Origin of the sequence: Pseudomonas paeninsulae (genome assembly GCF_035621475.1) — a bacterium.
Taxonomy (GTDB): Bacteria; Pseudomonadota; Gammaproteobacteria; order Pseudomonadales; family Pseudomonadaceae; genus Aquipseudomonas; species Aquipseudomonas paeninsulae.
Window position 1 is genome coordinate 2205492 of sequence record NZ_CP141799.1, and the last position, 24382, is coordinate 2229873.

The window sequence follows — 24382 nt, forward strand, 5'->3', positions numbered from 1 at the left end:
CGCAGGGACATGCTTGCAGCGCCTTTGCGGGCTGTCAGTGGAGCAAGACCATGGTTGTAGAGCGGTAATACCATGGTCGAATGGCCCAAGTAGGGGTATCTGGTTACAAAATGCCCCATAGAAAAACAACTACTCACCGAGGTCTATCCAATGAGTGCTGCGTCCCTCTATCCCGTACGCCCAGAGGTGGCGGCTCAGTCGTTTACCGACGAAGCCACCTACAAAGCCATGTATCAGCAGTCGGTGATCAACCCCGACGGCTTCTGGCGTGAGCAGGCCCAGCGGCTGGACTGGATCAAGCCGTTCACCAAGGTCAAGCAGACCTCCTTCGATGACCATCACGTCGATATCAAGTGGTTCGCCGACGGCACTCTCAACGTTTCCTACAACTGCCTGGACCGTCACCTGGAAGAGCATGGCGATCGGGTGGCAATCATCTGGGAGGGCGATGATCCTTCCGAGCACAAGCACATCACTTACCGCGAGTTGCATGAGCAGGTGTGCAAGCTTGCTAACGCCCTGCGCGGCCAGGACGTGCACCGTGGCGACGTGGTGACCATCTACATGCCGATGATCCCGGAAGCAGTGGTGGCCATGCTTGCTTGTGCACGTATTGGCGCCATCCACTCGGTGGTGTTCGGCGGCTTCTCTCCCGAGGCGCTGGCTGGGCGGATCATCGACTGCAAGTCCAAGGTGGTGATCACCGCCGACGAAGGCCTGCGCGGCGGCAAGAGCATTCCGCTGAAGGAGAATGTCGACGACGCCTTGACCAATCCGGAAACCGCCAGCGTGCAGAAGGTTATCGTCTGCCGGCGCACCGGTGGCGAGATCAAGTGGAACCAGCACCGCGACATCTGGTACGAAGACCTGATGCAGGTCGCCGGCAGTGTCTGTGCACCTAAGGAAATGGGCGCCGAGGAGGCGCTGTTCATCCTTTATACCTCCGGTTCCACCGGCAAGCCCAAGGGCGTGCTGCACACCACCGGGGGTTACCTGTTGTATGCCGCGATGACCCATGAGCGGGTGTTCGACTACAAGCCGGGTGAGGTGTTCTGGTGCACTGCCGACATCGGCTGGGTTACCGGTCACAGCTACAACGTCTACGGGCCGCTGGCCAACGCCGCCACTATCGTGCTGTTCGAGGGTGTGCCGAACTACCCGGACATTAGCCGCGTCGCCAAGATCATCGACAAGCACCAGGTCAATATCCTCTACACCGCACCGACCGCGATCCGCGCCATGATGGCCCAGGGTCAGGCGGCGGTGGAGGGCTTCGACGGTTCCAGCCTGCGCCTGCTCGGTTCGGTGGGCGAGCCGATCAACCCGGAAGCCTGGCATTGGTACTACGAGACCGTCGGCCAGAGTCGCTGCCCGATCGTCGACACCTGGTGGCAGACTGAAACCGGCGCCACCTTGATGACCCCGTTGCCCGGGGCTCATGACCTCAAACCCGGCTCGGCGGCACGGCCGTTCTTCGGCGTGCAGCCGGGCCTGGTAGATAATATGGGTAACCTGTTGGAGGGTGTCGCCGAGGGCAACCTGGTGATCATCGACTCCTGGCCGGGTCAGGCGCGTACCCTGTACGGCGACCACGACCGTTTCGTCGATACCTACTTCAAGACCTTCAAAGGCATGTATTTCACCGGTGACGGTGCTCGCCGTGACGAAGACGGTTACTACTGGATTACCGGTCGGGTGGATGACGTGCTCAATGTCTCCGGTCACCGCATGGGTACCGCCGAAATTGAAAGCGCCGTGGTTGCTCACCCGAAAGTGGCTGAAGCCGCAGTGGTCGGTGTGCCGCACGACATCAAGGGGCAGGGCATCTACGTCTACGTCACCCTTAACGGTGGCCAGGAGCCTTCCGAGCAACTGCGTCAGGAATTGAAGAACTGGGTGCGCAAGGAGATCGGTCCGATCGCCTCGCCGGATGTGATCCAGTGGGCTCCCGGTTTGCCGAAGACTCGCTCGGGCAAGATCATGCGCCGCATCCTGCGCAAGATCGCGACCGGCGAATACGATGCACTCGGCGATATCTCCACGCTGGCCGATCCTGGCGTGGTGCAACACCTCATCGATACTCATCGCGACATGCAGGTCGCCTAATCGGCACCGGCAATCTACGCCCCGCCTCGGCCACAAGCCGAAGCGGGGCGTTTTGCTTTCTGTTAGTACCCTCTGCTGCCGTGGCGGCACTGCTGCGCAAGCGCGCCCTTTAACGTTTCCGGTTGATCCATCGGCGCTAAGCTTGCGCGCTACCGAGGTGCGCGGAGGCCGTAGGCCGGTAACACCGCGCACTTATGTGGGCGGCATGGAAACATATCGTGCTGGCTTGATACGGGAAAACCAGGCGCGAAAAAATTAATATGCTCTGTAAGGTCCGTAAACAAAGGGTTTTGTTAAAACGGGCGCGATAATTGCTTTTTATATTGGTTGCCCTTTCTATCTGTCTCCGCATGTTTGCCGGAGACTGTCAATACGTCCGCAGTGCCCGTCCGGGTCTTTTGTAATTACTTGTCGCATTGAAGAAATATCGACTTTCGACCTGTCGCTAGAATGCCGCTCACCCAGCCGGAACTGCTTGTCGCTGCGAGTTACCCAACAAACACGGCGAGTTCTCTACCATTTATCCAGGGCTGGGTGCATATGCGCTCACAGAGATACTGCCAGTCGCATCCATTCCCATTCGAAGGAGTCACAAGATGAAGAAGATTGCACTTCTCGGCGCACTGGCGCTATCCGTGCTGTCGCCGCTGGCCATGGCTGAAGACGCCAAACCCCTGCGCATCGGTATCGAAGCGGCATACCCACCGTTCGCCTACAAGACTCCCGATGGCAATATCACCGGTTTTGACTACGACATCGGCAACGCCCTGTGCGAAGAGATGAAAGTCGAGTGCAAGTGGATCGAGCAGGAGTTCGACGGCCTGATCCCAGCGCTGAAAGTCCGCAAGTTCGACGCCGTGCTGTCGTCCATGTCAATCACCGAGGACCGCAAGAAGTCGGTCGACTTCACGGGTAAGTATTACGCCACTCCAGCCAAGTTGGCGATGAAGGCTGGCAGCGAGATCAATGATCCGCTGGTTGACCTGAAGGGTAAGAAGATTGGTGTACAGCGTTCTTCGGTCTATGACCGCTATGCCTCCGACGTGTTCGCCTCGGCTGGTGCCGAGATCGTGCGCTACAGCTCGCAGAACGAGATCTTCCTCGACCTGCAGACCGGTCGCCTTGACGCCACCCTCGCTGACTCGGTGAACATCGACGACGGCTTCCTCAAGACCGACGCCGGCAAGGGCTTCGCCTTCGCTGGGCCTGACTTTACCGACGTGAAGTACTTCGGTGAAGGGCAGGGCATTGCCGTGCGTAAAGGCGACACGGCCCTGGCCGACAAATTCACGGCAGCCATTGCCGGTATCCGTGCCAATGGCAAATACAAGGAAGTGCAGGACAAGTATTTCGACTTTGACGTCTACGGCGACTGATTCCCGCAATCAAGTCGCTTATCAGTGAGAGTGGCGCAAACAGGCGATAGCGTGCTTGTGCCACTTTTCCGTTGTGCTCCTCGGCGCCGCCCGGCGCCTGTATGAGGTACTAGAGCATGCTTGACGGCTACGGCTCGACCATTCTCGAAGGCGCCTGGCTCACCCTGCTGTTGGCTCTGTCATCCATTACGGTTGCCATCTTCCTCGGCTTGCTCGGTGCGGCGTTCCGTCTGTCGCCGATCAGGTGGTTGGCGATTCTGGGTGAAACCTACGCCACCGTGATTCGTGGCATTCCCGACCTGGTGCTGATCCTGCTGATTTTCTATGGCGGCCAGGATCTGGTGAATCGGGTGGCACCGCTACTGGGTTTCAACGAATACATCGATATTAATCCGTTTGTCGCCGGTGTATTCACCATGGGCTTCATCTTCGGTGCCTACCTGTCGGAGACCTTTCGCGGCGCCTTCATGGCGATTCCCAAAGGCCAGAGCGAGGCGGGTGCCGCCTACGGCATGAGCGGGATCAAGGTGTTCTTCCGCATCCTGGTGCCGCAGATGATCCGTTTCGCCATTCCGGGCTTCACCAACAACTGGCTGGTGCTGACCAAGGCCACCGCGTTGATTTCGGTGGTGGGGTTGCAGGACATGATGTTCAAGGCGAAAAGCGCGGCCGATGCCACGCGTGAGCCGTTCACCTTTTACCTGGCGGTCGGTGCCCTCTACCTGGTGCTGACCAGCGTGTCCCTGCTGGTGCTGCGCTATGTGGAAAAGCGCTACTCGGTCGGCACCAAAGCCGCCGATCTGTGAGCATGGGAGCGAACGCATGATCTTCGACTACAACGTGATCTGGGAAAACCTGCCGCTGTACTTCGGTGGCGTCCTGGTGACCCTGCAGCTTCTCCTGATTTCCCTGGCGTTCGGCTTGGCGCTGGCGATTCCGCTGGGGTTGATGCGAGTGTCCAAGTCAGCGCTGCTGAACTTTCCGGCCTGGCTCTATACCTATGTGATCCGCGGCACGCCGATGCTGGTGCAGTTGTTTCTGATCTACTACGGTCTGGCCCAGTTCGAGGCGGTGCGGGAGAGTTTCCTCTGGCCGTATTTTTCCAGTGCGACCTTCTGTGCCTGCCTGGCCTTTGGCATTAACACCAGTGCCTACAGCGCGGAGATTCTCGCCGGCAGTCTGAAATCGACCCCGCCTGGCGAAATCGAAGCGGCCAAGGCCATGGGCATGTCGCGGGGCAAGCTGTACCGGCGGATTCTCCTGCCGTCGGCACTGCGCCGGGCACTGCCGCAGTACAGCAACGAAGTAATCATGATGTTGCACACCACCAGCCTGGCGTCGATCGTCACCCTGGTCGACATCACCGGTGCGGCACGCACCGTCAGTTCGCAGCATTACCTGCCGTTCGAGGCGTTCATCACCGCCGGGCTGTTCTACCTGTGCCTGACCTTCGTCCTGGTGCGCCTGTTCAAACATGCCGAGCGCCGCTGGCTGGCCCATCTGGCGCCACGCAAGGCCTGAGGAGCTGAACATGCAACGAATCGATCATGTGTTGCCCTGGAACTGCCCCGGCACGGAGCGGCGTTTAAGCGTGTTGCGCTTTGGCAGCGGCCCGTGCAAGGCCTATATCCAGGCCGCGCTGCATGCCGATGAGATGCCGGGCATGCGGGTCGCCGTGGAACTCAAGCGGCGCTTGCGCGAACTCGAAGCCCAGGGCCGCTTGACCGGAGTCATCGAGTTGGTGCCGGTGGCCAATCCAATCGGCCTGGGTCAGGTGTTTCAGGCGACCCAGCAGGGGCGTTTCGAGTTTGCCAGCGGTAAGAATTTCAACCGGGACTTCTTCGCCTTGGCCGAGGCCATAGCCCCGGCACTCGACGGCTTCCTGGGCGACGATGGCCCGGCCAATGTGCGCTTGATCCGTGCGGCGATGCAGGCCGCCCTGGATGCCCTGCCTGCGCCAACTTCCGAATTGCAGGCCTTGCAGCGCTTGTTGCTCAAACACGCCTGCGATGCCGATGTGGTGCTGGATCTGCACTGCGACTTCGAGGCGGTGGTGCATCTGTACACGCTGCCGCAGCAATGGGCGCAATTGCGCCCGTTGGCCGCCCGCCTGCAGGCCGGGGCGGTGCTGGTGACCGAGGATGGCGGCGGCAGTTCCTTCGACGAATCCTGCTCGCTGCCCTGGTTGCGCCTGGCCCGGCAGTTCCCCGCGGCGACCATTCCGCTGGCTTGCCTGGCGGCCACGGTCGAGTTGGGTGGCATGGCCGATACCGGCAAGGAGCAGGCCGCAGCCAGTGCCGAGAGTATTCTGGCGTTTCTCGCCGAGCAGGGCTTGATCGCCGGCGATTGGCCGCCAGCGCCCGTGGACTGCTGCGAGGCCACGCCTTTCGAGGGCGCCGAATATGCCTGCGCGCCGCATGCCGGGGTGGTGAGTTTTCTGCAGCCGGTGGGTGCGCGGGTCAAGGCCGGTGATCCGCTGTTCGAGGTGATCGATCCGCTGAGCGATCGCCACAGCACTGTCTGCGCCTCGACCGATGGTGTGCTTTACGTTCGTGAACGGATGCGTTTTGCCCAGCCCGGTTTGTGGTTGGCCAAGGTCGCCGGTTGTACCCCTATTCGCCAGGGTCGCTTGCTCAGCGACTGATTCAAGAGAGTGGAAACCATGTACAAACTCGAAGTTCAGGATCTGCACAAGCGCTATGGTAGCCACGAAGTGCTCAAGGGTGTGTCCCTGGCGGCCAAGGCCGGTGACGTGATCAGCATCATCGGCTCCAGCGGCTCGGGCAAGAGTACTTTCCTGCGCTGCATCAACCTGCTCGAACAACCCCATGGCGGCAAGATCCTGCTCAACGGCGAAGAGCTGAAGCTGGTGGCCAACAAGGAAGGCGCGCTCAAAGCCGCCGATCCCAAGCAGTTGCAGCGTATGCGCTCGCGGCTGGCCATGGTGTTCCAGCACTTCAACCTGTGGTCGCACATGAGCGCCCTGGAAAACGTCATGGAAGCGCCGGTGCATGTGCTCGGCATGAGCAAGAAGGAAGCCCTGGAAAAGGCCGAGCACTACCTGAACAAGGTCGGCGTGGCCCATCGCAAGGATGCCTACCCGGCGCACATGTCCGGTGGCGAGCAGCAGCGCGTGGCGATTGCCCGTGCCCTGGCCATGGAGCCGGAAGTAATGCTGTTCGACGAGCCGACCTCGGCGCTCGACCCCGAACTGGTCGGCGAGGTACTCAAGGTCATGCAGGATCTGGCTCAGGAAGGCCGCACCATGGTGGTGGTGACTCACGAAATGGGCTTCGCTCGCGAGGTGTCCAACCAGTTGGTATTCCTGCATAAGGGTGTGGTCGAGGAGCGTGGCGATCCGCGCGAAGTATTGGTCAATCCACAATCGGAACGCCTTCAGCAGTTCCTCTCTGGTAGCCTTAAGTGAGCGGCATGCCCTTGTCCGCCAAGAGAGCCTAAACTGCCCCCCATGACTGCCCATCGAATCGGTTTCCTGCTTTGGCCCAACTGCAAACCCCTGACCTTGGCTTTGGCCGAGGAGGCCTTGCGCGTTGCCCAGCGTGTCCACCCGGACGTGGTCTACGAACTGACGTTCATTCAGGCCGAAACCCCGGCCGAAGGTGCCTGGCGTCTCCCAGGAGAACCCTGGGTGGGCAAGCTGGACGGTTTGCAAAAGCTCTTCCTGCTCGCCGACGAGCCGCCCGGGCCCATGCCCCTGGCCTTGTCCAGCGCGCTCAAGCAACTGGTGCGTGGCGGTTGCGTGATCGGCGGGATATCCGCCGGGGTCTATCCACTGGCGCAACTGGGCCTGCTCGATGGTTACCGCGCCTCGGTGCACTGGCGCTGGCAGGACGATTTCAGCGAACGTTTCCCTAAAGTCATCGCCACCAGCCATCTGTTCGACTGGGACCGTGATCGCCTCAGCGCCTGCGGCGGTCTGGCGGTGCTCGATCTGCTGCTGGCTTTGCTGGCCCGCGATCACGGTGCCGAGCTGGCTGGCGCGGTATCTGAAGAGCTGGTGGTCGAGCGGATTCGCGAGGGCAGCGAGCGTCAGCGCATTCCGCTGCAGAACCGTTTGGGTTCCAGCCATCCCAAGCTGACCCAGGCGGTGCTGCTGATGGAGGCGAACATCGAAGAACCGCTGACCACCGACGAAATCGCCCAGCATGTCTGCGTCTCGCGCCGCCAGCTGGAACGCATTTTCAAGCAGTACCTGAACCGGGTGCCCAGCCAGTACTACCTGGAACTGCGCCTGAACAAGGCGCGTCAGTTACTGATGCAGACCAGCAAGTCGATCATCCAGATTGGCCTGTCCTGCGGCTTCTCCTCCGGTCCACATTTCTCCAGTGCCTACCGCAACTTCTTCGGTGCCACCCCGCGTGAAGACCGCAACCTGCGGCGCAGCAACAGCCCCTTCGAACTGACCTCGGCGCCGGTCGAGCGCGGCTGAGCCCTTCGTCCTGAAAAGAAAACCCGCATGCAACTGCGGGGTTTTTTCTGCTTGGGCCACAGCCCCCTAGCGTTGCGCAGGGGGTTCTATCGCGTTTGTGACGGCGGTATCGCGCCTCAGTCTTGATCGGTTTGACGTGGAAACAACGGATTGCCGCAGCGGCTGCAGAACGCCGCGCCCTGCTCGTGAAAATCCTTCGCACAGCTGGGGCAGTTGTGTTCGCGCTGGCCGCCGCCGCGCATGGCGTTGGCCAGTTCGGCGGTGAATATGCCGGTGGGTACGGCGATGATTGAGTAACCGATGATCATGATCAGGGTTGCCAGCGCCTGGCCCAGCGACGTATGCGGGACTATGTCGCCGAAGCCCACGGTGGTCAGAGTGGCCACCGCCCAGTAGATGCCTTTGGGGATGCTGGTGAAGCCATTTGCCGGTCCTTCGACCACGTACATCAGGGTGCCGAACACGGTTACCAAGGTGGCGATGGTGGCGAAGAACACGATGATCTTCTGCCGGCTACCGCGTAGCGCGGTGAGTAGAAAATTGGCCTGGCGCAGGTAGGGACTCAGCTTGAGTACGCGGAACACCCGCAGCATGCGGATCACCCGGATGATCAGCAGGTACTGGGCGTCGGCGAACAGCAGGGCGAGAATCGCCGGCAGAATCGCCAGCAGGTCGATTAGCCCGAAAAAGCTGAAGGCATAGCGCAGCGGCTTGGGCGAGCAGTACAGGCGCACGACGTACTCGATGGCGAACAAGACGGTAAAGCCCCATTCCAAGGTTTTCAGCCAGGCGCCATATTGATCGTGATCGCTACTCACGCTGTCGAACATAACCACTACCAGGCTGGCCAGGATGGTCAGCAGCAGCCAGTTGTCGAAGCGCTGCCCGGCGGGGGTGTCGGTGTGGAAGATGATGATGTACAGGCGCTGGCGCCAGTTGTCTGAGCTACTCATGGTGGATTGTGTTTTCCCTTGCGACTCGGCTGGCAACGACTATGCACGCAGCCTAGGGAGTTCTACCGCTGCAAAGCAAGCTCTCAGAGGTTGTGAAAATAGCGAGCGCCGTCGCGAGAGCAACTGCAGGCGTGCGCGGCAAGGCGCGCTGCGTGAAAAGCTGGGGGGTTAAGTGAGCTAAATGACCCTGCTTTTCACGTAGCGCAACACCGCGGCGGGCGTTTCGAGGCGGCCGCAGCAGGCGGGAGTTTTTTCACTGCCTCTCAGTCGGGGCGCGCTGGCGTGCAGTCGACGGTGGCGGCCGGGCGCAGCACTCGCCGGCTGGCCTGGATCAGCCAGCAGGCGAGGATGAAGGGCATGGTCAGTGGCGGCAGGCCAAGGGCGGCGAAGCCCGGCTGCAGGAGCAGGGCGAGGCAGATTCCCAGCAACGGCGCCCACGGCTGGCGATGCACCTGGCTCAAGGCGATGGCCGCCAACGCCGCGTTGTAACCATAGAGGCCGGCGAGGGCGCTGTGCTGCTCCCAGCCCTGATACAGCGCCAGGCTCAAGCCCGCGGCGGAGCCGAGCAGGGCCCAGAGGGCGGCGCGGCGGTCGGCCAGCAGCAGGCCGAGCCACAGGCACAGCCCGGCTAGCGGCTGGTCGAGGAAGATCACCTGGCCCAGGCCGCGCAGCAGTGCCTGCAGGCTGGCGAGCCAATCCAGGCTATGCGCCGCCGTGACAGGGTCGCTGTGCAACTGCAGCTGTAGTGGCTGCGCCAGCCACAACAGCAGCCAGCTCAGGACGACGAAGGGCAAGGTGAAGGCCGGCAGCCACTGACGTTCGCGCATGCAGCGCATCCAGGGTGCGAGAATCAGGCTGGACAGGCCTGCGCCGAGGATGATCAGCAGCGGCAACAGTGGCGACCAGCTGAACTGCGCGCTGATCAACATCCCCAGGAGGATGCCGTTGTAGCCGTATAACCCGGCGGCGATGTCGGCCTGCGGGTAACCGCGGCGCTGCGCCGTGAGCATGCTGCAGCCGCCGCCGAGCAAGGCGCCGCCGAGCAGGTGCGGCGCACCGAGCAGGATCGCCAGCACCACCAGCAGGCCGCAGCCGGCGTGGCTGAGCAGGAAGATCTGGCTGAAGCCATTGAGCAGCGCACGCAAGCCCCGTCGCGCGTGAGGAGGCAGAGACAGCTGATGCATGCTCGGTCGGCCTGAATAAAAAGCGGCGCCGATCAAGGCGCCTGGAATCGCTGGCCAGGCCAGCGTGGGATGTATGTCGTTATGACGTAGGGGGGGTAGGCGCGCGGCACATTGCCGAGTGTTGACGGCGATTGCGCGGCGCCGTAACCCACCAAGGCGATCCGTCTGCCGGTGGGTTACGCGGCGCTCCGCTGTCGTCGTCGACTCGGGAGGCGCTGTTGCGCGCCGCTAACCCTCCCTACGCAAACCCATGCTCCTGCCGGGTGCTATACGGCGATGGCTCAATGCAGGGTTTCGATCCTCAGGCTATTGGTGCTGCCGGGCTGGCCGAAGGGTTCGCCGGCGGTGATTACCAGGGTGTCGCCGCGCTGGGCCATGCCTTGCGCCTGGGCGATTTCCAGGGCGGTGCTGGTGACTTCCTCGACCTTGTGCAGGCGTTCGTTGACCACCGAATAGATGCCCCAGGCCACCGTCAGGCGCCGTGCGGTATTCAGGCTTGGCGTCAGGCTGAGGATCGCCGCGGTCGGGCGTTCGCGCGAGGCACGCAGGCTAGAGGCACCGGATTCGGTGTAATTGACCAGCGCGGCCACCGGCAGAATCGTACTGATCCTACGGATCGCGCAGCTGATTGCATCGGAGGTGGTGGCTTCGGCCTGCGGCCGGCCGACGTCGAGCTGGGCCTGGAAGTCTGGGCCGTTTTCCACCTGACGGATGATCTTGCTCATCATCTGCACGGCTTCCAGCGGGTAGTCGCCCGAGGCGGTTTCCGCCGAGAGCATCACCGCATCGGCGCCTTCGGCCACGGCATTGGCCACGTCGGTGACTTCGGCACGGGTCGGTGCCGGCGAGAAACGCATGGATTCGAGCATCTGGGTGGCCACCACCACCGGTTTGCCGAGCTGGCGGCAGGTGCGGATGATGTCCTTCTGGATGCGCGGCACGTTTTCCGCCGGTACTTCCACGCCCAGGTCGCCACGGGCGACCATGATCGCATCGCACAGACGAGCGATTTCTTCCAGGTGGATGACGGCCGAGGGTTTCTCGATCTTGGCCATCAGGAAGGCTTTGTCGCCAATCAGTTCGCGCGCTTCGATGATGTCTTCCGGGCGCTGGACGAAGGAGAGGGCTACCCAGTCGACACCTAACTGCAGGCCGAAGGCCAGGTCGCGGCGGTCTTTGTCGGTCAGCGGGCTCAGTTGCAGCACCGCTTCCGGCACATTGACGCCCTTGCGGTCGGACAGCTCGCCGCCGGCGATGACTTCGGTGATCACCGCGTCGCTTTGCTTGCTGGTTACTTGCAGGCGCAGGCGCCCGTCGTCGAGCAGCAGGTTCATGCCCGGTTGCAGGGCCTCGATGATTTCCGGGTGCGGCAGGTTGACCCGCTGGGCGTCGCCCGGGGTGCTGTCCAGGTCCAGGCGCAAGGTCTGCCCGCGTTGCAGGTTGACCTTGCCCTCTTTGAAGCGGCCGACGCGCAGCTTCGGTCCTTGCAGGTCCATGAGGATGCCGATCGGGGTGTTCAGCTGCTGTTCCACTTCACGCACCCAGTCGTAGCGTTGGGCGTGGTCGGCGTGTTCGCCGTGGCTGAAGTTAAGACGGAACAGGTTGACCCCGGCTTCCACCAACTGGCGAATGTCATCGATGGTTTTGATCGCAGGGCCGAGCGTGGCGAGAATTTTTACTTTTTTATTCGGGGTCATTTTTGCTTGCTCTCGAGAATCAGAATGGCGCGGAAATCGTTGACGTTGGTGCGGGTCGGCCCGGTGACGATCAGCGCGTCGAGGGCGGCGAAGTAGCCATAGCCGTTGTTGTTGTCCAGCTCGTCGCTGCTGCTCAAGCCCAGCGCCGCGGCGCGGGCGTAGCTCTCGGGGGTCATGATGGCGCCGGCGTTGTCTTCCGAGCCGTCGATGCCGTCGGTGTCGCCAGCCAGGGCGTAGACTCCGGGCAGGCCCTTGAGGCTGTCGGTCAGGCTCAGGAGGAACTCGGCGTTGCGTCCACCGCGGCCGTTGCCACGCACCGTCACGGTGGTCTCGCCGCCGGAGAGGATCACGCAGGGCGCCTGGATCGGCTGGCCGTGCAGCAACACCTGCTTGGCGATGCCGGCATGCACCTTGGCCACCTCGCGCGATTCGCCTTCCAGGTCGCCGAGGATCAACGTGGCAAAACCGGCGGCCTCGGCCCTGGCGGCAGCGGCGTCGAGCGATTGCTGCGGCGTGGCGATCAGCTGGAAGTGGCTGCGCGCGAGGCACGGGTCGCCCGGTTTGACCGTCTCCGATGCCGGACTCTGCAGCCAGGCGCGCACGCTGGCCGGGATCTCGATGGCGTAGCGGGCGAGGATCGCCAGGGCCTGGGCCGAGGTGGTGGGGTCGGCCACGGTCGGGCCGGAGGCGATCACCGTGGCCTCATCGCCCGGTACGTCGGAAATCGCATAGGTGTACACGCTGGCCGGCCAGCAGGCCTTGGCCAGGCGCCCGCCCTTGATCGCCGAGAGGTGTTTGCGCACGCAGTTCATCTCGCCGATCGAGGCGCCGGACTTGAGCAGCGCCTTGTTGATCGCCTGCTTGTCCTTGAGGGTGATGCCAGCGGCAGGCAGGGCGAGCAGGGAAGAACCGCCGCCGGAGAGCAGGAAGATCACCCGATCACTTTCCGTCAGGTTGCTGACCAGTTCTAGCACGCGGCGGGCGACCCGTTCGCCGGCGTCGTCCGGCACCGGGTGAGCGGCTTCCACCACCTCGATTCGGCTGCAGTTGGCGCCGTGCTCGTAGCGGGTCACCACCAGGCCGGAGACTTCACCCTGCCATTCGCGCTCGATCACCTCGGCCATGGCCGCGGCGGCCTTGCCGGCACCGATGACGATGACCCGGCCACTGCGATCATCGGGCAGGTAATCGGCCAGAACCTGGCGCGGGTGGGCGGCGTCGATGGCGCTGGCGAACAGCTCGCGCAGCAGGCTTTGCGGATCGATAGGCATGACGGATTCTCTTGTGATCGCTGGATCAACGGTGATTCTAGTGCGCAGCGTCCGCCCGGCAGGCGCTGCGCACTAGAATCGACCCACCCGGCAGTCAGGCCGTGACACCGCCTGCCGGGCAGATCGAAAGGGTTGCCAGGTAATTCCATTGGTAGGTTGGTGTTGAGCGAAGCGATACCCAACATGGTGCGCGAAGCGCTCCTGCACAACAATTCGTTGGCCGGCTCTACGAACCGATTGTTGGGTATCGCAGGCTCAACCCAACCTACGGGTAGATCGCCTGACGTAAAACCTTACTCCTTGCGGATCGAAAAGTTGGCCATGTGCTCCAGCCCCTTGATCAGCGCCGAGTGATCCCAATTGCTGCCGCCGATGGCGGCGCAGGTGCTGAACACCTGCTGGGCATTGGCGGTGTTGGGCAGGTTGAGGCCCAGCTCGCGGGCACCGGCCAGGGCCAGGTTGAGATCCTTCTGGTGCAGGCTGATGCGGAAGCCCGGGTCGAAGGTGCCCTTGATCATACGCTCGCCGTGCACTTCGAGAATCTTCGAGCCGGCGAAGCCGCCCATCAGCGCTTCACGCACCTTGGCCGGGTCGGCGCCGTTCTTGGCGGCGAACAGCAGGGCCTCGGCAACGGCCTGGATGTTCAAGGCGACGATGATCTGGTTGGCCACCTTGGCGGTCTGGCCGTCGCCATTGCCGCCTACGCGGGTGATGTTCTTACCCATCGCCTGGAACAGTGGCAGGGCGCGTTCGAAGGCTTTTTCACAACCGCCGATCATGATGCTCAGCGTGGCCGCTTTAGCGCCGACTTCACCGCCGGAAACCGGTGCGTCGAGGTAGGCAGCGCCAGTGGCTTTGATCTTGTCAGCGAAGATTTTGGTCGCGCTCGGCGAGATCGAGCTCATGTCGATCACGACCTTGTTCGGGCCGACGCCTTCGGCGATGCCTGCACTGCGGAACAGCACGTCTTCAACGTGTGGGGTGTCCGGCACCATGACGATGATGAACTCGGCTTCCTGAGCGACTTCTTTCGGGTTGGCCAGCGCGATTGCGCCTGCCGCTATCAAGTCAGCAGGTGCTGGGTCGTGGTGAGTCGAGAGGAACAGTTGGTGCCCTGCTTTCTGCAGGTTTTCAGCCATGGGCTTGCCCATGATGCCGGTGCCGATAAATCCGATTTTAGCCATGAGTAATCTCTCCTCAGATTGCGTTGTGCGCTTTCATCCAGCCAAGGCCGGCAGCGGTGGTGGTGGCTGGCTTGTATTCACAGCCGATCCAGCCCTGGTAGCCGATGCGGTCCAGGTGCTCGAAGAGGAAGCGGTAGTTGATCTCGCCAGTGCCCGGCTCGTTGCGGCCCGGGTTGTCGGCCAACTGCACATGGTTGATCACAGCCAGGTTGGCCTCGACGGTACGCGCCAGGTCACCTTCCATGATTTGCATGTGGTAGATGTCGTATTGCAGGTAGAGGTTGCTGCTGGCGACCTTCTCGCGAATGGCCAGCGCCTGCTTGGTGGTGTTCAGGTAGAAACCCGGAATGTCGCGGGTGTTGATCATCTCCATAACCAGCTTGATGCCGGCAGCCTGGAGTTTTTCCGCTGCAAACTTGAGGTTGTCGACGAAGCACTGCTCGACGGTGGCGCAATCCAGACCCTGCGGGCGGATGCCGGCCAGGCAGTTGATCTGGCTGTTGCCCAGCACCTGGGCGTAGGCGATGGCCTGGTCGACGCCGGTACGGAATTCCTCGACCCGATCCGGGTGGCAGGCGATACCACGCTCGCCCTTGGCCCAGTCGCCGGCCGGCAGGTTGAACAGCACCTGGGTCAGGCCATTGGCATCCAGACGGGCCTTGATCGCCTCGGCCGGGAAATCGTAGGGAAACAGGTACTCGACACCGCTGAAGCCGGCAGCTGCGGCAGCGTCGAAACGGTCCAGAAAGTCCACTTCGGTGAACAGCATGGACAGGTTGGCAGCAAAACGGGGCATGGTTGGCTCCTTCATTCGGTGCGTAGGGTGGATGGCCACCCCGTGGAAAACGCATAGCGTTTTCCATCTTGAAACGGTGGATGTGCTTCGTGACATCCACCGTACGGTTGCATCAATCCAACAACGAAATCGCGCTCGGCGCGTCGGCACCGCGTTCGGCCAGCTCTTCGAACTCGTTGATGGCGTTGATTTCGACACCCATGGAGATGTTGGTCACCCGCTCCAGGATCACTTCAACGACCACCGGTACGCGGAACTCTTCCATCAGCGCCTTGGCCTTGGCCAGTGCACCCTGGATGTCGTTCGGTTCGAATACGCGGATAGCCTTACAACCCAAGCCTTCAGCCACGGCAACGTGGTCGACGCCATAGCCGTTGATTTCCGGCGCGTTGATGTTCTCGAAGGCCAGCTGCACGCAGTAGTCCATCTCGAAGCCGCGCTGCGCCTGACGGATCAGACCCAGGTAGGAGTTGTTCACTACCACGTGGATGTACGGCAGGTTGAACTGCGCGCCCACAGCCAGTTCTTCGATCATGAACTGGAAGTCGTAGTCGCCGGACAGCGCCACTACGTTGCGGGTCGGGTCGGCCTTGACCACACCCAGTGCTGCCGGGATGGTCCAGCCCAACGGACCAGCTTGACCACAGTTGATCCAGTGACGCGGCTTGTAGACGTGGAGGAACTGCGCGCCAGCGATCTGCGACAGGCCGATGGTGGTGACGTAGCAGGTGTCCTTGCCGAAGAACTCGTTCATCTCTTCGTAAACACGCTGCGGCTTGACCGGCACGTTTTCGAAGTGGGTCTTGCGCTGCAGGGTGCGCTTGCGCTCCTGGCAGGATTCCACCCAGGCGCTGCGGTTTTTCAGCTTGCCAGCGGCTTGCCACTCGCGGGCCACCTCAAGGAAAACATCCAGCGCGGCGCCAGCGTCGGAAACGATGCCCAGGTCCGGGTTGAATACCCGGCCGATCTGGGTCGGTTCGATGTCGACGTGGATGAACTTACGGCCTTCGGTGTACACCTCAACGCTACCGGTGTGGCGGTTGGCCCAGCGGTTACCGATACCGAATACCAGGTCGGAAGCCAGCAGGGTGGCGTTGCCGTAACGGTGCGAGGTCTGCAGGCCGACCATGCCGACCATCAGCTTGTGGTCGTCCGGAATCGCGCCCCAGCCCATCAGGGTCGGGATAACCGGCACGCCAGTCAGTTCGGCGAACTCGACCAGCTTGTCGGCCGCGTCGGCGTTGAAGATACCGCCACCGGCGACCAGCAATGGACGCTCGGCGTCATTCAGCATGGCCAGGGCCTTCTCGGCCTGCACCCGGTTGGCCGCAGGCTTGGCCAGTGGCAGTGGTTCGTAGGCGTCGATGTCGAATTCGATTTCAGCCATCTGCACGTCGAACGGCAGGTCGATCAGCACGGGGCCTGGACGGCCGCTGCGCATTTCGAAGAAGGCTTTCTGGAAGGCGCGCGGCACCTGACCCGGCTCCATTACGGTGGTCGCCCACTTGGTCACCGGCTTGACGATGCTGGTGATGTCGACCGCCTGGAAGTCTTCCTTGTGCATGCGTGCACGCGGCGCCTGGCCGGTGATGCACAGGATCGGGATGGAGTCGGCACTGGCCGAGTACAGGCCGGTGACCATGTCGGTGCCGGCCGGGCCCGAGGTGCCGATGCACACGCCGATGTTGCCTGCATTGGTGCGGGTGTAACCCTCGGCCATGTGCGAGGCGCCTTCGACGTGGCGCGCCAGGACGTGGTCGATGCCGCCGATTTTTTGCAGGGCCGCGTACAGCGGGTTGATCGCCGCGCCGGGAATCCCGAACGCCGTGTCAACGCCCTCGCGGCGCATCACCAGTACTGCAGCTTCGATTGCTCTCATACGCGCCATGAAAAATTCCTCCAGGCTTTAGTCGATATTATTTCTACATGCCTAGAGCATGAAGGTAGGGTGTAATGGAGTAAATTGCAGGAATCTGCATTTCTGTCGGTATCAGGAGTATCGAATGGACCGTTATACGGCTTTGCACAGTTTTGTTCTGGTGGCCGATCAGGGCAGCTTCGCCGCTGCCTCCCTGGTTGAAGGGGTGACCCCGGTGGTGATGGGCCGGCGACTCGACATGCTCGAACGGCACCTGGGGGTCAAGCTGATGCATCGCTCGACCCGTGGCCTGTCGCTGACCGATCTGGGCGAGCAATACCTGGAGCGGGCCCGCGGTTTGCTGCGCGATTTCGCCGAGGCCGACGCCAGCATCACCCACGGCAGCCATTCGGTGAGCGGGCACCTGGTGGTGTCGGCGCCTGCAGCGTTCGGCCGTCGGCATATCGCGCCGCATGCGCCGGCGTTCCAGGCGCGTTATCCGGAGCTGAACCTGTCGTTCAACCTGACCGATAGCGTGGTCGACCTGGTGCGTCAGGGCTACGACATGGGCATCCGCATCGGCGAGGTGACCGACCCCAACTACGTGGCGGTCAAGCTGTTCCCCAATCGTCGGGTGGTCTGCGGTTCGCCGGGCTATTTTCAGCGCCATCCCGCACCCCAGGCCCTCGAGGACCTGGCCGAGCACAACTGCCTGGCGTTCAACCTGCAGGGTGGCCAGCAGCGCGGCTGGACCTTCCTGCGCGATGGCAAACAGGTGGCGGTCAAGGTTTCCGGCAATCTCGATTGCAATGACGGCGAACTCCTCTACGACTGGGTCAAACAGGGCCTGGGCATCGGCTGGCGCTCGACCTGGGAGATCCAGGCTGAACTCAAGCGCGGGCAGTTGGTTACGGTGCTCGACGAGTTCGCCGTGCCGGCCTACGACATTCAGGCGGTCTATCCGCAGCAGCGTTATTTGCCCGCCAAGGTGCGTTTTTTCATCGACTACCTGAAAACGATCTACAGCAGCCCGGGGTATTGGGAAGGATGAATGATGGCTGAATTGTATACAAATAATATTTTTATATGTACTAAAAATATTGTTGATTGTGTACGATTTGTGCGTTGGGCTTGTCCCGCCTGTCGCTCCGGGCGATGACGTCGAGCGTGCAGGCCCTGTTCCCATCCATTTTCCGAGGAGGGCTCTAGATATGAGCGCTATGAACCTGCACACCGCGACCACCATCAGCAACCAAGCTTTGGCGCTTGGCCGGGAGCTGTCCGCGGCACCGTTGACTGTTGCCGTGCTGGATGCCGGCGGCCACCTGATCAGCCTGCAGCGTGAGGATGGCGCGAGCCTGCTGCGCCCGCAGATAGCCATCGGCAAGGCTTGGGGCGCGGTGGCGCTGGGCAAGGGTTCGCGTGCCATCGCGGCAGACGCGCAGCAGCGGCCGGCCTTTATCGGTGCGCTGAATAACCTGGCCGACGGCAAGCTGGTGCCGGCGCCGGGTGGTGTATTGATCCGTGACGAGCAGGGCGAAGTGATCGGCGCCATCGGTATCACCGGCGATACCTCGGACATCGACGAGCAGTGCGCGATTGGCGCGGTGGAGTCGGTGGGGCTGACCGCCGATGCCGGGGGCGCGGCCTGATCCAGAGGGAGGGGCTTTAGCCGCGACGAGAGTTCTAACAGTTCGCCGCTAAAGCGTCTCCCACTGCGCCCGCGGGCAGTGCGGGCGACCATAAAAAACGGTGAATGCTGTGCAGACATTCACCGTTTTTTATGGTCGCCCTTAGCCAAGGGTAGGGCGCGCAACCAGGCTCAGGCGCGGGTGACCTGCTCGGAGGCGCTGGGTTGGTTTTCGTCGATCTCGCAGCCCTTGATCACCAGGCGGATGATGGTCTGCGCGGCGGCTTCGTAGTCGGCGTCGTCCAAGCTGGCTTTGCCGGTAACAGTAGCGATCTGCCAGTCGAAGTCGGCGTAGGTCTGGGTCGCGGCCCAGATGCTGAACATCAGGTGATGTGGGTCGACCTTGGCCATCAGGCCCTGGTCGATCCAGCGCTGGATGCAGGAGATGTTGTGCTGGGCCTGGGCGTTGAGCTGTTCGGCCTGTTCGGCAGACAGATGCGGCGCGCCATGCATGATCTCGCTGGCGAATACCTTGGAGGCGGAGGGCAGCTCGCGGGAGATGCGGATCTTCGAGCGGATATAGGCCGTCAGCACTTCAGCCGGGTTACCGGGCTGATTGAATGGCGCCGAAGCCTCCAGCAGCGGTTCGATAATGCTTTCCAGCACCTCGCGGTAGAGGTTCTCTTTCGACTTGAAGTAGTAATAGACGTTGGGCTTGGGCACACCGGCCTTGGCGGCGATATCGCTGGTCTTGCTGGCGGCAAAACCCTGGTCGGCGAACTCTTCACTGGCTGCGCGCAAAATCAGCTCTCTGTTGCGCTCGCGAATACTGGTCATAAGCCCCTGTGCTTCCATGTGCCGCCCGGCGCTGGGCGGCGGTCGGGCATGGTAGCACCGGCGTTGTACGTGGCTCAAGCTGACCCTGCGGTCAGATTGTTGTGTACAAAAAAATGCATTTCTGTTTCTATTTGCTTGCTGAATTTCATAACAATAATGTCTCGACTCCTTGCGTACAGGAGACTCGCCGTGGATCACGCGCAACTGGTCGACCCTTTCGGGCGGCGCATCACCTACCTGCGATTGTCGGTTACCGACCGCTGTGACTTCCGTTGCACCTATTGCATGAGCGAGGACATGGTCTTCGCCCCGCGTGCGCAGATTCTCAGTCTGGAAGAGCTGTATGCCGTGGCCGATGCTTTTATCGGTCTGGGGGTCAAGCGCATCCGCATCACCGGTGGCGAGCCGCTGGTGCGCAAGAACCTGCTCAGCCTGCTGAGTCGCCTGGGCCAGCGCCCGGAACTGGAAGACCTGTCGATCACCAGTAACGGCTCGCAACTGGCCGAGTTGGCGCCGCAACTGCGCGCTGCCGGAGTCAAGCGGTTAAACATCAGTCTCGACTCCTTGAGCCGCGAGCGCTTCGCTGCCTTCACCCGGCGTGACAAGCTCGATCAGGTACTGGCTGGCATCGAAGTGGCGCGGGCGGCGGGTTTTCGCAAGATCAAATTGAACTGCGTGGTGCAGAAGGGCCGCAACGACGACGAGGTACTCGACCTGGTTGAGTACGCCATGGCGCGTGCCCTGGACATCAGCTTTATCGAGGAGATGCCGCTGGGCAGCGTCTCCAGTCACCAGCGCCAGGACACCTTCTGTTCCAGTGACGAGGTACGTGCGCGCATTGAACAGCGCTACCCGCTGATGCGCAGCAGCAAACAGACCGGCGGGCCATCGCGCTACTGGCATGTCGTCGGCAGCGATACCCAGGTTGGCTTCATTTCGCCACACAGCCACAACTTCTGCGGCGACTGCAACCGGGTGCGGGTCACGGCCGAAGGCAAGCTGGTGCTGTGCCTTGGCCACGACAATGCGCTTGATCTCAAGGCCTTGATTCGCTGTCACCCAGGCGACAGCCCGCGTCTGCGCGAGGCTTTGCTGGAGGCCCTGCAACTCAAGCCCGAACGTCATCACTTTGAGGCCGATGCGCAGGTGCAGGTGGTGCGTTTCATGAGCATGACCGGCGGTTGAGTTGCTGGATAGCCGCCGCCCGCTTCCCCATAGAACCTGTTAGACCCAATCAACAATAACCTGGAGGGTTGCTGTGAAGCCTATTCGCGTCTGCAGTTTGTTCGCCGTGCTGTTCTGCACTGCTACTCATGCCGAAAGTTACGTCATCGGCGTCGAGGACATGGCCTTTGCGCCGCATTACAGCATCGACAGCCAGGGTCAGTATCAGGGCTTTGCCCGCGAGCTGTTCGACCTGTTCGCCCTGCGCAGTGGGGTGCAGTTGAGCTACAAGCCGTTGCCGGTGAAGCGCTTGTTATCGGCTCTGGTGCAGGGCGAAGTGGATTTCAAATACCCCGACAGCAGCAGCTGGGCGCAGGCCCAAAAGACCGGTAAGGACCTGCATTACAGCCAGGCGGTAGTCGGCTATGTCGACGGCGTGCTGGTCGCGCCAAAACGCCAGGGCCAGCCAGTGGAGCAGCTCAAACGCCTGGGCATGGTTAAGGGCTGGACGCCCTGGGGTTATCAGACGCGTATCGACGCCGAGCAGATCCAGCTGACCTATAGCGAGGATTTGCGCAAGATGATCCATCAGGTGCTGAAGAAGGATGCCGACGGCGCCTACTTCAATGTGGTGGTGGCGACCCATTACCTCGACAACATCCGGGCTCGTCCCGGCGCCTTGGTTTTCGATCCGACGTTGCCGAATACCCGCGGCAGCTTTCACCTCTCCACCCTCAAGCATCCTCAGTTGATTCAGCGTTTCGATCGTTTTCTTATCGAGCAGCAGGCTGAGGTAGCGGCGCTCAAGGAGCGGTACCGGGTCGAGGCCAACCTGGACTCCGAGTTCATTGGCATGGAGCAGTGGAAGGTCGACTTTCTCAAGCGGCAGAAGGCCAAAGCCGAGGGGGCTGATGGCCTTTCTGAGTGATGGCTTGAGCCATGGTTGAGGCCGCCGCGCGGCGCCGGTGCGCCGCGGACCCTGCCTCGGCAGGCGCCTCTCGACTGTTAGTTGCGCGAACGCAGTGTCCCTGCTGCGCTCTTTGTGGCGCAGCTCTTGCGTATCAGCAGGGTATGAATCAGTGCGCCGAGCGTGGCAGCGAAGATCCAGGAGTGCCCGGACAAGTTGCTGAGGCCGGGGGCCAGGCCGAGGCGACGGAAAACAGTGCGGCGATGGTGAAGGCGATCATGGCTTTGCGGTTCCAGCCGTCATCGTAATGGTAGGACGTACCGGCTTCGGCCGAGAACAGGTGCTGCAGAGTCAGATGCTGTCTGCGCACCAGATGCGTCGGATAAAAAAAGGGGCAGCATGACCAGCATGCCGCCCCTCTACCTTCCCGCTGCCGCCTACCCGGCGGTGGTTCAGTTCGTTGCCATCAGAAGTGGTATTTGACCAGCGCCTGTACGGCGGTCTGGTCGAAACCGTCGGTGGAGCCGTCGATGGGCTTGATCCCGTATTTGTTGTGCCACATGTTCAGTTCGGTGCCGACATAGAGTTTGCGCTCCTTGCCGAACAGCGCCTTGCCCGCATCCCATTTGACCTGAATTGAAGAACCGACCGAGGTCTGGGTGCCGGCATCCTTGGATGGAGAGCGCCAGTCGATGTAGCCGTCGACCACGAAGTCCTGCTCGCCGATGGCGAAGGGGTAGGCACCGGCCACGGTCAATTGGGTGGCGTAGCCATTGCCCGCGTCGCTGGCCTTGAAGTCATGGTCGAAGAAGATGTGGTTGTTGATCTTGACCCGGTACAGGTTGGTCTGCAGGAAGGCGAAGCCGGGCACGTCCCAGTCGAAGCCGAGGCCATACAGGTAGTTCTCGGTACCGGGACCGCCGTTGCCTTTCTCGTAGGTGAAGGCGGCCTTGACGTCCTTCAGCGGGCCGGCAGACAGGTCCTGGCCGCTCAGCCAACTGAGGCTGACCCGAGGCGAGAACTCCATGTAGTAGAAGTCGCTCTTGTCCTTGACTTCGAGGTTGCCGAAGTTGCTCCCGCGGTACTGCAAGTTGTCTGCATCGATGTAGTCGAGGAAGAAGAACGCATCGCCCCAGACCCAGCCACTGGCATGCTCGAAGGTATAGGTGGTCTGCGAACGCTGTTCCTCGCCGTTGAAGTTGAGGCGCTGGAAATTGCTGCCGTTGAGGTAGCTCAGGCTGTTGTCTTGCCAGAACAGCATGTCGCCGGCGAGGGCCTGTTGGCCGGCCAATAGGCCGGCAGAAAGCGCAATGCAGTGAGGCAGATGCTTCAGTTTCATCGGGTTTTCCTTATTGTTTGGACTTACAGGGATCTCGACCCTGCGGCGAGCCGCGGGTGGTATTGGCGCAACACGGATGGTTCAACTGGCCTGGTTGGCCGGGCTGAAGCCATCTTTGAGAGCATTTGACGGTTGGTCATGCTCGGCGTCCTGCGGGTTTTGCAGCACGCTGTGCAGATGGGCTTCGGGGTCGTAGTCGTTCTCTGCCAGAGGTTGATGTTCTTCCGGCAGGAAGAAGTTCAGCAGGATGGCGCTGAAGGCGCCGATGGTAATTGGCGAACCGAAGATGTTTTTCAGCGCGTCGGGCATCTGCGACAGGGCTTCCGGCACGCCGGCCACGCCGAGGCCCAGGCCCAGCGAAATGGCTACGATCAGCACGTTGCGGCGATGCAGGCCGGCCTCGGTGAGGATCTTGATTCCGGCCACGGCGACGGTGCCGAACATGATCAGGGTGGCGCCGCCAAGGACCGGCTTGGGCATCAGTTGCAGTACCGCACCGACCGCCGGGAACAGGCCGAGCAGGACCAGGATGCCGGCGATGTAGAAGCCCACGTAGCGGCTGGCTACGCCGGTCAGTTGAATGACCCCGTTGTTCTGGCTGAAGGTGGTCATCGGCAGGCTGTTGAACATGGCCGCGAGCGCCGAGTTGCAGCCGTCGGCGAGTACCCCGGACTTGATCCGGCGCAGGTACAGCGGGCCGCTGACCGGTTGCCCGGAAATGATCGAGTTGGCGGTCAGGTCACCGGCAGTTTCCAGCGGGGTGATCAGGAAGATCACGGCAATCGGTACGAAGGCCACCCAGTCGAAGCTGAAACCGTACTTGAACGGTACCGGTACGCTGACCAGGGGGACTTCGGCCATTTGCGCGAAATCCACCTGGCCGGTGTACCAGGCCACGCCGAAGCCCAGGGCCAGGCCGGCGATCACCGCGCTGAGGCGTACCGACTGGGACTGGAAGCGATTGAACACGACGATGGTGGCCAACACCAGGCCGCCGAGGGCCAGGTGGTGCAGCGCGCCGAGGTCCGCTGCGCCGAAGCCGCCGGCGATGTCGGTCATGGCGACCTTGATCAGTGACAGGCCCATCAGGCAGATGATGGTGCCGGTGACCACCGGGGTGATGACCCGGCGCAGCTTGTTGATGAACTGGCTGAAGGCGATCTCGACGAAGGCGGCGCAGAAGCACACGCCGAAGATGGTCGAGAGGATTTCTTCCTCGCTGCCGCCACGGCCCTTGACCATGAAGCCGGCGCTGAGGATCACACTGAGGAAGCCGAAGCTGGTGCCCTGCAGGCACAGCAGGCCGGAACCTATGGGACCGAAGCGCTTGGCCTGGACGAAGGTGCCGAGGCCGGAGACGAACAGCGCCATGCTCACCAGATAGGGCACATGGGCGCCTAGGCCAAGCACGTTGCCGATGATCAGCGTCGGAGTGATGATGCCGACGAAGGCGGCTAGCACGTGTTGCAGGGCGGCGAAGATCGCCGGGACAAAGGCCGGGCGGTCATCGAGTTGGTAGATCAAGTCGTTGTTGCCCGCAGACGGAGCAGGGGCTTGCGTAGTGCTGGTCGTGGTCATGTCAGAGCCTGCCAATTGTTTTTATATGGTCATGGGCTTGCACGAGGCTTCA

22 protein-coding genes are annotated in these 24382 nt (G+C 62.0%); 11 read left to right on the plus strand and 11 right to left on the minus strand.

All coding sequences use genetic code 11. From position 1 onward, the window contains the following. Positions 1 to 150: 150 nt before the first annotated feature. The 7 genes from acs (at position 151) to VCJ09_RS10305 (ending at position 7932) form a co-directional block, all read left to right on the plus strand. Entirely contained in the window at positions 151 to 2106 is a 1956-nt protein-coding gene (acs, locus tag VCJ09_RS10275; protein ID WP_079201718.1) for an acetate--CoA ligase, read from the plus strand. A 596-nt stretch (positions 2107 to 2702) separates the two neighbouring features. Then, positions 2703 to 3482: an ABC transporter substrate-binding protein gene (locus tag VCJ09_RS10280; protein ID WP_324734227.1), complete on the plus strand. Its 780-nt coding sequence runs from the start codon at positions 2703 to 2705 to the stop codon at positions 3480 to 3482. Positions 3483 to 3598: 116 nt separating this feature from the next. Beyond that, positions 3599 to 4288, plus strand: a complete 690-nt coding sequence (locus VCJ09_RS10285; RefSeq protein ID WP_324734229.1) for an ABC transporter permease — start codon at positions 3599 to 3601, stop codon at positions 4286 to 4288. A gap of 16 nt (positions 4289 to 4304) precedes the next feature. Continuing rightward, entirely contained in the window at positions 4305 to 5003 is a 699-nt protein-coding gene (locus VCJ09_RS10290; protein WP_324734230.1) for an ABC transporter permease, read from the plus strand. Between the two features lie 10 nt (positions 5004 to 5013). After that, entirely contained in the window at positions 5014 to 6126 is a 1113-nt protein-coding gene (locus VCJ09_RS10295) for a succinylglutamate desuccinylase/aspartoacylase family protein (RefSeq protein ID WP_324734231.1), read from the plus strand. 18 nt (positions 6127 to 6144) lie between these two features. After that, a complete protein-coding gene (locus tag VCJ09_RS10300; RefSeq protein WP_079201723.1) occupies positions 6145 to 6909 on the plus strand; it encodes an ABC transporter ATP-binding protein in 765 nt (254 codons plus the stop codon). Positions 6910 to 6951: 42 nt separating this feature from the next. Next, positions 6952 to 7932: a GlxA family transcriptional regulator gene (locus VCJ09_RS10305; RefSeq protein WP_324734232.1), complete on the plus strand. Its 981-nt coding sequence runs from the start codon at positions 6952 to 6954 to the stop codon at positions 7930 to 7932. A 116-nt stretch (positions 7933 to 8048) separates the two neighbouring features. Here VCJ09_RS10305 and VCJ09_RS10310 read toward each other — a convergent pair whose 3' ends face one another. The 7 genes from VCJ09_RS10310 to gcl form a co-directional block, all read right to left on the minus strand. Continuing rightward, positions 8049 to 8885, minus strand: a complete 837-nt coding sequence (locus VCJ09_RS10310; protein ID WP_324734233.1) for an ion transporter — start codon at positions 8883 to 8885, stop codon at positions 8049 to 8051. A gap of 263 nt (positions 8886 to 9148) precedes the next feature. After that, positions 9149 to 10069 (minus strand): urea transporter, encoded by a 921-nt coding sequence (locus VCJ09_RS10315; RefSeq protein WP_324734235.1) that lies wholly within the window; start codon positions 10067 to 10069, stop codon positions 9149 to 9151. Positions 10070 to 10350: 281 nt separating this feature from the next. Continuing rightward, on the minus strand, positions 10351 to 11766 hold the full coding sequence (pyk, locus tag VCJ09_RS10320) for a pyruvate kinase (protein ID WP_324734236.1): 1416 nt from the start codon (positions 11764 to 11766) through the stop codon (positions 10351 to 10353). Beyond that, positions 11763 to 13037 carry a glycerate kinase type-2 family protein gene (locus tag VCJ09_RS10325; protein ID WP_324734237.1) on the minus strand — a complete coding sequence of 425 codons (1275 nt, stop codon included), beginning with the start codon at positions 13035 to 13037 and terminating at the stop codon, positions 11763 to 11765. Before VCJ09_RS10325 ends, pyk begins: the two co-directional genes overlap by 4 nt. A 293-nt stretch (positions 13038 to 13330) precedes the next feature. Then, on the minus strand, positions 13331 to 14221 hold the full coding sequence (locus VCJ09_RS10330) for a 2-hydroxy-3-oxopropionate reductase (RefSeq protein WP_324734238.1): 891 nt from the start codon (positions 14219 to 14221) through the stop codon (positions 13331 to 13333). Positions 14222 to 14234: 13 nt separating this feature from the next. Next, entirely contained in the window at positions 14235 to 15017 is a 783-nt protein-coding gene (hyi, locus tag VCJ09_RS10335) for a hydroxypyruvate isomerase (RefSeq protein WP_324734239.1), read from the minus strand. 112 nt (positions 15018 to 15129) lie between these two features. Then, positions 15130 to 16905 (minus strand): glyoxylate carboligase, encoded by a 1776-nt coding sequence (gcl, locus tag VCJ09_RS10340; RefSeq protein WP_324734240.1) that lies wholly within the window; start codon positions 16903 to 16905, stop codon positions 15130 to 15132. Positions 16906 to 17020: 115 nt separating this feature from the next. On the opposite strand from gcl, the gene VCJ09_RS10345 reads away from it, so the two are divergent. Further along, complete coding sequence (locus VCJ09_RS10345; protein WP_079201732.1) at positions 17021 to 17926, plus strand: LysR family transcriptional regulator; 906 nt, start codon at positions 17021 to 17023, stop codon at positions 17924 to 17926. Between the two features lie 160 nt (positions 17927 to 18086). Further along, positions 18087 to 18527 carry a GlcG/HbpS family heme-binding protein gene (locus tag VCJ09_RS10350; protein ID WP_324734241.1) on the plus strand — a complete coding sequence of 147 codons (441 nt, stop codon included), beginning with the start codon at positions 18087 to 18089 and terminating at the stop codon, positions 18525 to 18527. 170 nt (positions 18528 to 18697) lie between these two features. Here VCJ09_RS10350 and VCJ09_RS10355 read toward each other — a convergent pair whose 3' ends face one another. Next, a complete protein-coding gene (locus tag VCJ09_RS10355) occupies positions 18698 to 19342 on the minus strand; it encodes a TetR/AcrR family transcriptional regulator (protein ID WP_324734242.1) in 645 nt (214 codons plus the stop codon). Between the two features lie 156 nt (positions 19343 to 19498). Here VCJ09_RS10355 and moaA point away from each other — a divergent pair, with 156 nt between their 5' ends. Continuing rightward, positions 19499 to 20527, plus strand: coding sequence for a GTP 3',8-cyclase MoaA (gene moaA, locus VCJ09_RS10360; RefSeq protein WP_407693021.1), 1029 nt, complete (start codon positions 19499 to 19501; stop codon positions 20525 to 20527). Between the two features lie 73 nt (positions 20528 to 20600). Next, the gene (locus VCJ09_RS10365; RefSeq protein ID WP_407693022.1) at positions 20601 to 21434 is read left to right on the plus strand and encodes a substrate-binding periplasmic protein; all 834 of its coding nucleotides are present in this window, start codon (positions 20601 to 20603) and stop codon (positions 21432 to 21434) included. Between the two features lie 148 nt (positions 21435 to 21582). On the opposite strand, the gene VCJ09_RS10370 is transcribed toward VCJ09_RS10365, so the two are convergent. The 3 genes from VCJ09_RS10370 to VCJ09_RS10380 form a co-directional block, all read right to left on the minus strand. Further along, positions 21583 to 21783 carry a hypothetical protein gene (locus VCJ09_RS10370; RefSeq protein ID WP_324734244.1) on the minus strand — a complete coding sequence of 67 codons (201 nt, stop codon included), beginning with the start codon at positions 21781 to 21783 and terminating at the stop codon, positions 21583 to 21585. A 96-nt stretch (positions 21784 to 21879) separates the two neighbouring features. Beyond that, complete coding sequence (locus VCJ09_RS10375; RefSeq protein WP_324734245.1) at positions 21880 to 22752, minus strand: outer membrane protein OmpK; 873 nt, start codon at positions 22750 to 22752, stop codon at positions 21880 to 21882. Between the two features lie 81 nt (positions 22753 to 22833). Further along, positions 22834 to 24330, minus strand: a complete 1497-nt coding sequence (locus VCJ09_RS10380) for a uracil-xanthine permease family protein (RefSeq protein WP_324734246.1) — start codon at positions 24328 to 24330, stop codon at positions 22834 to 22836. Positions 24331 to 24382: the final 52 nt, after the last annotated feature.

What these genes read in the sequence shown, in the direction of transcription:
- VCJ09_RS10350 (WP_324734241.1), top strand. Translation starts at nt 18,087, where the DNA reads ATGAGCGCTATGAACCTGCACACCGCGACCACCATCAGCAACCAAGCT.
- VCJ09_RS10305 (WP_324734232.1), top strand. Translation starts at nt 6,952, where the DNA reads ATGACTGCCCATCGAATCGGTTTCCTGCTTTGGCCCAACTGCAAACCC.
- moaA (WP_407693021.1), top strand. Translation starts at nt 19,499, where the DNA reads ATGTCTCGACTCCTTGCGTACAGGAGACTCGCCGTGGATCACGCGCAA.
- gcl (WP_324734240.1), bottom strand. Translation starts at nt 16,905, where the DNA reads ATGGCGCGTATGAGAGCAATCGAAGCTGCAGTACTGGTGATGCGCCGC.
- VCJ09_RS10285 (WP_324734229.1), top strand. Translation starts at nt 3,599, where the DNA reads ATGCTTGACGGCTACGGCTCGACCATTCTCGAAGGCGCCTGGCTCACC.
- pyk (WP_324734236.1), bottom strand. Translation starts at nt 11,766, where the DNA reads ATGACCCCGAATAAAAAAGTAAAAATTCTCGCCACGCTCGGCCCTGCG.
- VCJ09_RS10325 (WP_324734237.1), bottom strand. Translation starts at nt 13,037, where the DNA reads ATGCCTATCGATCCGCAAAGCCTGCTGCGCGAGCTGTTCGCCAGCGCC.
- VCJ09_RS10380 (WP_324734246.1), bottom strand. Translation starts at nt 24,330, where the DNA reads ATGACCACGACCAGCACTACGCAAGCCCCTGCTCCGTCTGCGGGCAAC.
- VCJ09_RS10315 (WP_324734235.1), bottom strand. Translation starts at nt 10,069, where the DNA reads ATGCATCAGCTGTCTCTGCCTCCTCACGCGCGACGGGGCTTGCGTGCG.
- VCJ09_RS10375 (WP_324734245.1), bottom strand. Translation starts at nt 22,752, where the DNA reads ATGAAACTGAAGCATCTGCCTCACTGCATTGCGCTTTCTGCCGGCCTA.
- VCJ09_RS10295 (WP_324734231.1), top strand. Translation starts at nt 5,014, where the DNA reads ATGCAACGAATCGATCATGTGTTGCCCTGGAACTGCCCCGGCACGGAG.
- VCJ09_RS10290 (WP_324734230.1), top strand. Translation starts at nt 4,305, where the DNA reads ATGATCTTCGACTACAACGTGATCTGGGAAAACCTGCCGCTGTACTTC.
- VCJ09_RS10300 (WP_079201723.1), top strand. Translation starts at nt 6,145, where the DNA reads ATGTACAAACTCGAAGTTCAGGATCTGCACAAGCGCTATGGTAGCCAC.
- VCJ09_RS10280 (WP_324734227.1), top strand. Translation starts at nt 2,703, where the DNA reads ATGAAGAAGATTGCACTTCTCGGCGCACTGGCGCTATCCGTGCTGTCG.
- VCJ09_RS10355 (WP_324734242.1), bottom strand. Translation starts at nt 19,342, where the DNA reads ATGACCAGTATTCGCGAGCGCAACAGAGAGCTGATTTTGCGCGCAGCC.
- acs (WP_079201718.1), top strand. Translation starts at nt 151, where the DNA reads ATGAGTGCTGCGTCCCTCTATCCCGTACGCCCAGAGGTGGCGGCTCAG.
- VCJ09_RS10310 (WP_324734233.1), bottom strand. Translation starts at nt 8,885, where the DNA reads ATGAGTAGCTCAGACAACTGGCGCCAGCGCCTGTACATCATCATCTTC.
- VCJ09_RS10330 (WP_324734238.1), bottom strand. Translation starts at nt 14,221, where the DNA reads ATGGCTAAAATCGGATTTATCGGCACCGGCATCATGGGCAAGCCCATG.
- VCJ09_RS10345 (WP_079201732.1), top strand. Translation starts at nt 17,021, where the DNA reads ATGGACCGTTATACGGCTTTGCACAGTTTTGTTCTGGTGGCCGATCAG.
- hyi (WP_324734239.1), bottom strand. Translation starts at nt 15,017, where the DNA reads ATGCCCCGTTTTGCTGCCAACCTGTCCATGCTGTTCACCGAAGTGGAC.